This window comes from Komagataeibacter oboediens, from assembly GCF_018491655.1.
In the GTDB taxonomy this organism is placed as follows: Bacteria; Pseudomonadota; Alphaproteobacteria; order Acetobacterales; family Acetobacteraceae; genus Komagataeibacter; species Komagataeibacter oboediens.
In genome coordinates, this window is sequence record NZ_JABLUU010000040.1 from 1 (window position 1) to 3,386 (window position 3,386).

A 3,386-nucleotide genomic window follows, 5' to 3' on the forward strand; every position below is an offset into this window, starting at 1 on the left:
AACCGGTCGATCGTCACAAGCACAGTATGATCGCCGATCATTTCCCGGCACGACCAGACCCACGCCGAGTGCCGGTATGGAAGAGAACCTGACCGCCATGGAGCGATCAGGTCCAAATTCTGACGATGTCATGCTCCCCGATGTGCCATCAGGGAAGCGATCAATGCGTCGGGCGCCTTGAAACGTCCTCGCCGGAGTGACGGCGGTAACACAGCCTCGACTGCTTCGAGTTTTTCGGATGGATCTATCCGCAGATAAACCTCGGTCGTTCGGATATCCGCATGCCCCAGCCAGAGCGCAACCTTGCGAATATCCCGCGTGGCCTGAAGCATGGTCACCGCGCAGCTATGCCGCAAGAGATGAGGTGTAATCACGCGATCTGATAAAGTGGGACATTGACTTGCGGCTGAAGCCGCATGTTTTTCCAGGATATATTCGAAGCCTGCGCGCGTCATCGTCCGGCCTTGTGCATTGGTAAATAATTCCGGTGTTGGTGGCGTGCCTCTGACGGCGAGCCATGCCCGGATATCGCGCGCGGTATCTTTCCAGAGCGGCAGGCACCGCTCACGCCGCCCCTTGCCCAACACCGTGACGCTGGGTGCGGGATGCAGGACGACGTCTTCAAGGCGGACACCAACCAGTTCAGAAACACGTAATCCACCTGCGAAACAAAGATGCAGCATGGCCCGATCTCGTATTCCTGCACGGGTCTTGAGATCGGGAGCGTCGAGAACAGCGCGTATTTCGATCAGCGTCAGATGTTGAACGAGTTTCTGTTCATGCCGCTTGCCCGGGATCGCTCTGATCTGGGCAATCTGTTCCAGTGCTCTGGGATATTTCAATTCGACGTAGCGCATAAATGTCTTGATTGCCGCGAGCCGCAGATTCCGGGTGGAAGCACTGTTGCCGCGCTCCCGTTCGATATTGGTGAGGAATGCGATGACCATGTCGGCATCAATCTGTTCGAGCATGAGCTGGGCTGGCCGCACACGTAATCTGGTAGAGACAAAAGTGAGGAGCAGCGTGAAGCTACGGGCGTAGGCATCGCAGCTATGCGGACTGAAACCACGCTGATTGGGTAGGTAGTCACGCAGGAAGCCAGTGATGAGAGGCGCGATCGGGGTCATGACAGCTTCTCCCCGATCAGGTTTTCGACCATTCCCGCGATATCGCTCATCAATTCAGGTGTCGCCTGCAGATACCAGTAGGTATATCGGATATGTGCGTGCCCGAGGTACGTCGACAGCGCGATAAAATCGCGTGCCACATCCTCCCGTCGGGCCGAGCATTGTTCGAGCACCCGTGTCGCGAAGGTATGTCGGAGATCATGGATGCGGGGGCGGCGGGTGCGCCCTTGGCCGACACCCGCCTTGCGCAGGATGACATGGAATGCTGCATACAAGGTTCCCACGCCCATCGGCTTTCCACCAACGGACAGAAACATATGATCGTCCTCCCCTGAGAACCGCTCACGGATAGCAAGGTAGTCGCGCAATGCGGCAGCGACGCTCGGATGCATCGGAACAAGTCGGCTTTTATTGAATTTCGTCTGACGGATATGCAGCACGTCGCCCAATAACAGATCACACAACCGAAGATTCAGCGCCTCGGAGACCCGCAGACCGGTCGACGCAAGCAATCCGATCAGCATCACGTATATGTGCTGCCTGAGCGGACTGGGCTTCTGCCGACGCAAATTACCTGCCGCAGCAAGCATGCGGGCAATCTCGTCCCGAGAATAGATATAAGGCGTCGGTCTCGATACCGGGCAATAGAATATGTGGTGGTCAGGAACTTCATGAAGAGGATCTTCCGCGCGCAGAAAACGTGCAAAATGCGCAAGCTCCTGAAGTTTTCGATATCGGCTGCGTTGGGTTGACGAGGTCGAAGATGACCACTCCAGCGCGCTCTCGATACGAATATGGGTATCGGTGCGTTCCGCCGCATAGCGGGCAAATGCCTCGAGATGACGGGCTGTTTTTTCAAGTTTGAACCCCTGTGAGCGGCGCAGGGTTATGTAGCGATTCACGTCGTCGATCAGCATGGCGCCCTCCCATCCCAAGGTTGGGCAATAGCCGACAGGAGCGTCAGATCGACCTTGGCATAATGGGCCGTCATCGCTGTATCGCGGTGGCGAAGTACCGCGCCGACATCAGCCAGGCTTACCCCATGACGCAACATGGCGGTTGTCGCCGAATGACGCAGAATATGTGCGCCGCGATGCGGGCTATCTATGCCGGCCCGCGTCAAGGCACGATTGACCAGGCATTTTACGACGATCCGGTTAATCTCATGGACCGGAGCGACTACCGTGACGAACAACGCTCGTGTTGGCGCCGGCGGTCTTTGACGCGTCACATAGGCAATGATAGCGTCGCCTATTTCCTGCGTCAGTGGCAGCAATTCAAGTCGGCGACCTTTCCCATGGATACGAATATGACCCTGAGTCCAGTCGAGGTCGTCAAACGTCAGGCGCGCCACCTCGCTGGCACGCAATCCAAGACGGGCAAGAAGTAGAATGATGGCTCGATCCCGGAGATGCTGTTCGCCATCGCACGCATCGATAATGCGCCCAATCTCCGTGTCCGGAAGAAATCGCGGGATGGAGGTCAGCTGCCAGTTTGCTGATCGGGGCAGTGCATGCACCAATCCCGACGGACAACGCCTTGTCGCAACCAAAAAACGCAGAAATGACCGTGTTGAAACAATGATGCCCTTTACTCGACACTGTGAGACATTCTGTCCCCGTTCCAGGACGAAGGCACGGATGGTGGCTGCCGTATAAGTGGTCGGATCTTCACCCATGTAGGCAACAAAAAGACGAATGACGTGAAGGTAAAAACCGAGCGTTGTCTCTGCCAGACCATGCTGTTCCAATGCCCAATGTCTGAATTCCACGAGGAGAGCGGGTTCGGCAGGAGCAGGCAAAGAATCCAGCACTTTGCATGTTTCCAAATAGATAATGAATAATTTGGCACATCCCACGACATCCTGACGGAGATCGCCGGGAAATCGCGCTCGATATCCCGACGCGATCAGCGTAGATGAAGCCATGTATGCTTGGCGAATGGTCGCGAGCGTATAATCTGCCGCGCGTGCCCAATGCGTCCAGCATGCCAGCAGCCGCTCCAATTCTATAACGGTCAAAGGTGTGTATTGCTTCTCGCGAAGCCACTGAAGAAAACCCTCGACATGATTTGCTGCAAGTCCAGCTGCCAGTCGTGCTTTAACCGAATTCTGGCGGATATAATTACCCGTTGGCATGATGCCTCCTCCTGTTGGGTGGAAGCAGAATTATGACCATGGGATCTATCGATCAGGACGACCGAAATGGCGTGCCGCGATATGATCGGGGACCATGCCATGCCTGTGACGATCGGCGTGTC

General features: G+C 56.0%; 3 protein-coding genes. All 3 read right to left on the reverse strand.

Annotated features, from left to right (window positions below; genetic code table 11):
* Nucleotides 1–128: 128 nt before the first annotated feature.
* Genes HNO79_RS16230 through HNO79_RS16240 form a run of 3 tightly spaced genes read right to left on the reverse strand, consistent with a single transcriptional unit; the run spans nt 129 to nt 3,264 of the window.
* On the reverse strand, nt 129–1,127 hold the full coding sequence (locus HNO79_RS16230; protein ID WP_214165935.1) for a tyrosine-type recombinase/integrase: 999 nt from the start codon (nt 1,125–1,127) through the stop codon (nt 129–131).
* Nucleotides 1,124–2,044 carry a tyrosine-type recombinase/integrase gene (locus HNO79_RS16235; RefSeq protein WP_214165936.1) on the reverse strand — a complete coding sequence of 307 codons (921 nt, stop codon included), beginning with the start codon at nt 2,042–2,044 and terminating at the stop codon, nt 1,124–1,126. Before HNO79_RS16235 ends, HNO79_RS16230 begins: the two co-directional genes overlap by 4 nt.
* Nucleotides 2,038–3,264: a tyrosine-type recombinase/integrase gene (locus HNO79_RS16240; protein WP_214165937.1), complete on the reverse strand. Its 1,227-nt coding sequence runs from the start codon at nt 3,262–3,264 to the stop codon at nt 2,038–2,040. The genes HNO79_RS16235 and HNO79_RS16240 overlap by 7 nt, the downstream gene beginning before the upstream one ends.
* Nucleotides 3,265–3,386 lie beyond the last annotated feature (122 nt).

Excerpts from the sequence above, each read along its gene's own strand:
- HNO79_RS16240 (WP_214165937.1), bottom strand. The coding sequence starts at position 3,264 with ATGCCAACGGGTAATTATATCCGCCAGAATTCGGTTAAAGCACGACTG.
- HNO79_RS16230 (WP_214165935.1), bottom strand. The coding sequence starts at position 1,127 with ATGACCCCGATCGCGCCTCTCATCACTGGCTTCCTGCGTGACTACCTA.
- HNO79_RS16235 (WP_214165936.1), bottom strand. The coding sequence starts at position 2,044 with ATGCTGATCGACGACGTGAATCGCTACATAACCCTGCGCCGCTCACAG.